The sequence below is a fragment of the Psychrobacillus sp. genome, from assembly GCF_056205495.1.
The window spans coordinates 1-6,134 of sequence record NZ_JBAEAP010000560.1 but is presented as its reverse complement, the minus strand read 5'-3'; the positions used below and the strand labels follow the sequence as shown (position 1 = coordinate 6,134).

Genomic DNA, 6,134 nt, shown 5'->3' with positions numbered 1-6,134 from the left:
GGAAAGCGTCCGCCGAAAGCGAAAATCAATTCTACTTTCTTTTTATAAAAGTATTTACTTTTCATAGTAACTATTAATTGTTCGTGAATTTTCTATAACTGTTGCTCCTACTCTAAAAATTAGGATGCGCCTTCTTCATTTCGAAACATGAATTTCAATGAAAGTAACCCAACAACATGAACAATAATAATACCAATCGCAGCTACCATGAAACTCTCCTTTCAACGGTTAATTTAACGAAGCTATAAAACCTTTCATTAGTTGAGTCCCTTGCTCAGTTCCAATAGATTCTGGATGAAATTGAAATCCATAGAGAGGGTAGTCACTGTGTTTAATAGCCATTATTTCCAGGTCGTCCTCAGCTCTAGCCAGTACCTCAAAGCAATCTTGTAGGCTGTTCTCTTCAATTACTAGAGAGTGATAACGCATGACGGAGATAGGACCATCAAACACGGAAAACAATTCATTTTGTGTATGCGAAATAGTGGAGGTTTTCCCGTGCATAATTGTTTTAGCCTGCACTATATTTGCCCCAAATGCAGCCCCAATAGATTGGTGACCTAGACAGATTCCAAGGATAGGATACTTCTTATATAATGCTTGAATCACTTCAATAGAAACACCTGCATCTAATGGATTACCTGGACCAGGAGAGATGACAATTGCTTCTGGGTGAAGCTCATCTATTTCTGAAAGGCTAATAGCATCGTTTCTGACAACCATAACATCTTTTCCAAGCATTCCTAATTGTTGATAAAGGTTATACGTAAAGGAATCATAATTATCTATTAGAAGGATCATCGAATCACCTCCAACAGTGCTTTTGCTTTGTTTAATGTTTCCTCATATTCATTTTCAGGAATGGAATCATATACTATTCCTGCACCTGCCTGAACATGGGCCATCTGGTCTTTTACAATCATTGTTCGGATGGCCAAGGCGAGGTCCATATTTCCTGTAACGGAAATATAACCAACTGCTCCTGCATATACTCCGCGCTTTATCGATTCTAATTCGTTTATAATTTGCATGGCACGTATTTTGGGAGCTCCTGAAACGGTACCAGCTGGTAAACAAGCAGCCAAAACGTCTAATGCATGAGTGTCTTTTCTTAAACGACCAGTTACTTCTGAAACTATATGCATGACGTACTTGTACAATTCAATCTGCATATACTTGTTTACTTGGACCGTACCAATTTCTGATATTTTACCTATATCATTTCTTCCCAAGTCAACAAGCATCCGATGCTCTGCAACCTCCTTTTCGTCTATCAATAAGCTAGCAGCAATTTGCTGATCTTCTTCGGGAGATTTCCCACGAGGCTTTGTACCAGCAATAGGATTTGTCGTGACATATCCATTCTTTACTTTTACAAGACTCTCGGGAGAAGTGCCGAAAACGACGTACGTTCCGAAATCCATATAAAACATATAAGGTGACGGATTAGAAGTTCTAAGCTGTCGATAAAGAGAGAAAGGATTCCCAGTGAAAGGGGAGCTAAAACGCTGGGAAATCACTACTTGAAATATATCGCCTTGTACAATATGTTGCTTCGCTTTCTCTACCATTTCTTTAAAGTCTTCTTTTGGAATAGAAGGCTTAAAAGAAAGCTTCTGTGCTAACTCCTCCTCATGGTGGGAAGCACTTGCTTGAAGATCCTCATATATTTCATTAATCGAATCCAACATATTTTTTGAAGTGCGACCGTTCTGGAACAAATCGATTGCTGCGATAGTTATGGTTTGTTTCAAATGATCGTAAACAAGAAAGGTATCATAAAACAAAGCATGTATATCAGGCATATTTAAATCATCGGGGAGATACTCTCCAATCTGTTCACTGTAAAATGCTGTTTCATAACCAAAATAACCTAGCATCCCACCAAAAAAAGAGAAGGGGTATTGCTCCTTGTGTTCAGGGAGAATGGTTTTTAGTTTTTCTAAAATACCATGACCTGTGTGTTCCTTTCTTTGTTCATCTGTAAAGACATAGTGATACTGGTTGCCTATTATTTCTGCAACTGGATTAAGTACGATAAACGAATACCGACCACTCTCCTCATGCTTAGCAGAGGATTCAAATAGCATTTTCTTTTTTCCTTTTAGTGCATGGTAAATGGAGATGGGAGTCATCATATCTCCTTGGATTTCTTTCATTTCATAGCTTCTCGTCTCAACTGTCATTTCTACACTCTCCTCTTTCTCAGCTCGGCTCATTTATAAAAGAATACAAAAAGGCTCTCTATCCTAAAAGGACGGAGAGCCGTGGTGCCACCTTCATTGATTACTATTGTAATCCACTTGTTTGCAGCGATTAGCTGCTAGTCCTATAACGTAGACAAACGCCAAGGCCTACTGCCATTTCGGCCTTGGAACTCAGAAGCCCATTCATCATATGCTTTGCACTGACTTGCACCAATCGTCAGCTCTCTAGGGCATCACATATGATTACTACTCTTCGTCATCGCTCATTAAAAACCATTGTATTATAAATAGTTTAAAAATTCAATGCATTCTTATAAAAGAATCCAAATTTTATCCAATTAATTTAGAAGGCTTTTTGCAGCACTCATCCCAGCTAGCTTCCCAGTTACAAGGGCAGAGGTGATATTGTAGCCACCAGTGTATCCATGTATGTCTAATATTTCTCCACAGAAATATAATCCTTCTTTTTTCTTAGATGCCATCGTTTTTGGCTCAATTTCCTTGATGGAAACTCCACCGCCTGTAACAAAAGCTTTCTCTAGTGGCTGGGTGCCGTGAACCTTAACGATAAATTGTTTAAAAAGATGGGCAAGAGATCTTATCTTCTCGTGAGAAAGATTTTGGCCATCCTCACTTTCTTGAATTTTCGCTTGCTCTAACAAAAACAATAGCCATCTTTCAGGAACTAATCCTTTCCAAACGTTTTTAACTGCTTTTTTAGGCTCTTCTTTAATAGAAGACAGAAGCGTTTGGAATGTTTCTTCCTCGTTCAAGTGGGGAAGGCTATCAATTCTAACAGAAACCGGGCCGCCATTTTTCTTTATTTCCTTTACAACAAATTGGCTGCAACGTAGAATAGCAGGTCCGCTTAAGCCGAAATGTGTAAAGAGCATGTCCATTTGATGGGTAATGATTACTTTTCCTTTTTTATTTAGAACAGAAACTGCTACATCTCTTAAGGCTAAACCCTGGAGCTCCTTAGATTTGATGAAGGTCTCACTAGACAACAGAGGTACCTCCGTTGGATATAAATCAGTTACCGTATGACCGGCTTTCTCTGCCCATGGGTACCCGTCTCCTGTAGAGCCGGTTTGTGGGACAGCCTTACCTCCAACAGCCACTACTACTGCTCCAGCAGTAATTTCCTCGCCTGTTGCCAATCGAATTCCAATTATCTTTTCTTCGTTCATTAATAATTTTGCAACGGGAGCGTTTAGCTTAATATCTACCTTCAATCTTTTTAATTCATCCAGCAGGGCATTCACAACATCCATTGCCTTGTTAGAGACCGGGAACATTCTACCATGGTCTTCCTCTTTTAATGGGACACCTAAATTCTCAAAGAAAGCGATAATATCCTCATTATTAAAAACGGAAAACGGGGAAAATAAAAAACGACCGTTTCCGGGAATGTTCTTTACAATTTCCTCCTGAGGAAGCCTATTTGTAACGTTACATCGTCCTCCTCCAGATATTGCTAATTTCTTTCCTAGCTTGTTGCCTTTTTCAATCAATAAAACCTTTTTGTTCTCAGCACCTGCTGCGGCAGCGGCCATAAGTCCTGAGGGACCCCCACCAATTATAATTACGTCATACATAGTATATTCACACTTTCACTTTTTTCTTTATTATACATGATTGTAGTTTTGATGAGACAGTTGTAAACTGTAATATAGACATTTTAAAGGATTGGACGGGTTAGATGGCATCGAATTTACTAAAAGGGACAATGATTTTAACGGTTGGTCTCTTATTATCCAGGATTTTAGGAGTTCTTTATGTAATTCCTTTTTATCAGATAATCGGCGAAGAGTACATTGCCCTTTATCAATACGCTTATACTCCCTATTCAATCATGCTAGCGATAGCAGTATCAGGGGTGCCGGTTGCGGTTTCTAAGTTTGTATCGAAATACAATGCATTAGGGGACTATGCGACAGGTAGGAAGCTAATGAAATCCAGCATGCTCTTAATGAGTATCACTGGTATTTTAGGATTTCTAATGCTTTTCTTTTTAGCAGATCCTATTGCACATATGATTATTAAGGATGATGAAGCTGATTTTTCTGTAGGTGACGTAGCTTCTGTGATAAAATATGTCAGTTTTGCGGTTATAGTTGTTCCACTTATGAGTTTAATAAGAGGTTTCTTCCAAGGCTATCAGCGTATGACACCTACTGCGATTTCTCAGCTCTGGGAACAAATTGTACGTATTCTGTTTGTGTTAGCTGGAGGATTTTTTGTAGTATACATAATGAAGGGCACAGAAAAGACAGCTGTTTCCTTTGCAGTATTTGCAGCCTTCCTTGGTGCATTGGCGAGCATGGTAGTTCTATATTGGTATTGGAAGAAGCTGAAGCCCGAATTTAATGTAATGATGAATGATTCTGGTAAAACGAGCTCGGATGTTTCTCTTAGAAATATTTACAAGGAAATCTTAGTTTATACGGTTCCATTTGCTCTTGTTGGGGTTATTAACCCACTTTTTCAATTCATCGATATGATTACCTTTAACAGTGCTATGTCTATTATCGGCATAAGTGGGGATATTTCCAATATTTTATTAGGGATGTTGAATTTTTCTGCACATAAATTGGTAATGATTCCAGTGATGTTGGCTACTGGATTTAGCATGGCTTTAATACCTTACATTACGAGCTATTATGCAAAACGAGATTTTGTTCAAGTGAGAAAATCGCTCGATCAGTCATTTCAAATATTATTATTTCTTACTGTTCCCGCGGCTCTGGGAATTGCAGTTTTATCAGGGGAGTTTTATCATTTATTTTATGAACAGAGTGAAACCGGTTCAACGGTGTTAGCACATTATGCACCTGTAGCCATTTTATTTGCCTTGTATCCAGTGACTACTGCAATCCTACAAGGTATTGATCGTCAAAAGCTTATCATTTTAAATCTTTTATTAGGTATTTTGACAAAGCTGTTGTTAAACACCCCTTTCATCAAAGCATTTGAAACAGATGGTGCAATTATGGCGACTGCATGTGGTTATTTAGTAGCTATAGGATTGAACTTGTTTGCGATTCGAAAAACGTTGCATTATAAGTCTACGATGGTAGCAAGAAGAATTCTTCTTATCCTCATCATCAATGCTGTAATGCTTGTACTTGTGTATGTTGTAAAGTCAGGGTTACAAAACCTATTTGTGATTGATAGTAAAATGGAGGCGCTGCTAGTTATTATAGTTTGTGCTGGTGTGGGAGCAGCCTTTTATGGCTATGTGACGCTTCGTCTTGGATTAGCTCAGAAATTACTAGGTGAGAAAGTTACACGTATTGCAAAAAAATTAGGCTTTAAGGAGAAATAAATGCGATTAGATAAATTTCTATCTCATATGGGATACGGTACAAGAAGTGAAGTAAAGGTTCTTATTAAATCAAAGGCAATTGAAGTAAACGATGTAGTTGCTAAAAATGGATCTAATCACGTCAATGAATTAGAAGATAAAGTAACAGTTTATGGTGAGATAGTGGAATATAGAGAGTTTATCTACTTAATGATGAACAAGCCACCAGGAGTAGTTTCTGCTACGGAGGATTCTAGAGATCAAACTGTAATCGACCTTTTGGATGATGATGTTAAGCATTTTGAGCCGTATCCTGTCGGAAGACTGGATAAGGATACGGTTGGACTGCTGCTTTTAACAAATGATGGAGCGCTAACACATCGTTTGCTGTCTCCTAAGAAAGATGTCCCTAAAGTATATTATGCGAAGGTAGCAGGTAGAGTAACAGAAGAAGATATAGTGGCATTCAAAGAAGGAGTTACTTTGGATGATGGGTATCACACGAAACCAGGCTACCTGACTATTTTAAAGAGTGATCAAATTTCTGAAATTGAGTTAACCATCACGGAAGGTAAATTCCATCAAGTGAAAAGAATGTTCCAGGCAGTAGATAAGGAAGT

At 38.3% G+C, this 6,134-nt stretch carries 5 protein-coding genes and 1 other annotated feature; of the genes, 2 read left to right on the top strand and 3 right to left on the bottom strand.

What is annotated here, in order from left to right:
- Positions 1 to 228 precede the first annotated feature (228 nt).
- The 3 genes from AC06OU_RS15795 to AC06OU_RS15785 form a co-directional block, all read right to left on the bottom strand.
- Positions 229 to 801 (bottom strand): anthranilate synthase component II, encoded by a 573-nt coding sequence (locus tag AC06OU_RS15795; protein ID WP_475857050.1) that lies wholly within the window; start codon positions 799 to 801, stop codon positions 229 to 231.
- Complete coding sequence (gene trpE / locus AC06OU_RS15790) at positions 798 to 2,186, bottom strand: anthranilate synthase component I (RefSeq protein ID WP_475857048.1); 1,389 nt, start codon at positions 2,184 to 2,186, stop codon at positions 798 to 800. Before trpE ends, AC06OU_RS15795 begins: the two co-directional genes overlap by 4 nt.
- A 64-nt stretch (positions 2,187 to 2,250) precedes the next feature.
- Positions 2,251 to 2,476, bottom strand: a binding site (T-box leader).
- Positions 2,477 to 2,545: 69 nt separating this feature from the next.
- Entirely contained in the window at positions 2,546 to 3,805 is a 1,260-nt protein-coding gene (locus tag AC06OU_RS15785; protein ID WP_340882964.1) for a BaiN/RdsA family NAD(P)/FAD-dependent oxidoreductase, read from the bottom strand.
- Positions 3,806 to 3,909: 104 nt separating this feature from the next.
- Here AC06OU_RS15785 and AC06OU_RS15780 point away from each other — a divergent pair, with 104 nt between their 5' ends.
- Positions 3,910 to 5,535: a putative polysaccharide biosynthesis protein gene (locus tag AC06OU_RS15780; protein WP_475857045.1), complete on the top strand. Its 1,626-nt coding sequence runs from the start codon at positions 3,910 to 3,912 to the stop codon at positions 5,533 to 5,535.
- Positions 5,536 to 6,134 (top strand): pseudouridine synthase (locus AC06OU_RS15775; protein ID WP_475857044.1); only part of this gene is annotated, 599 nt, incomplete at its 3' end.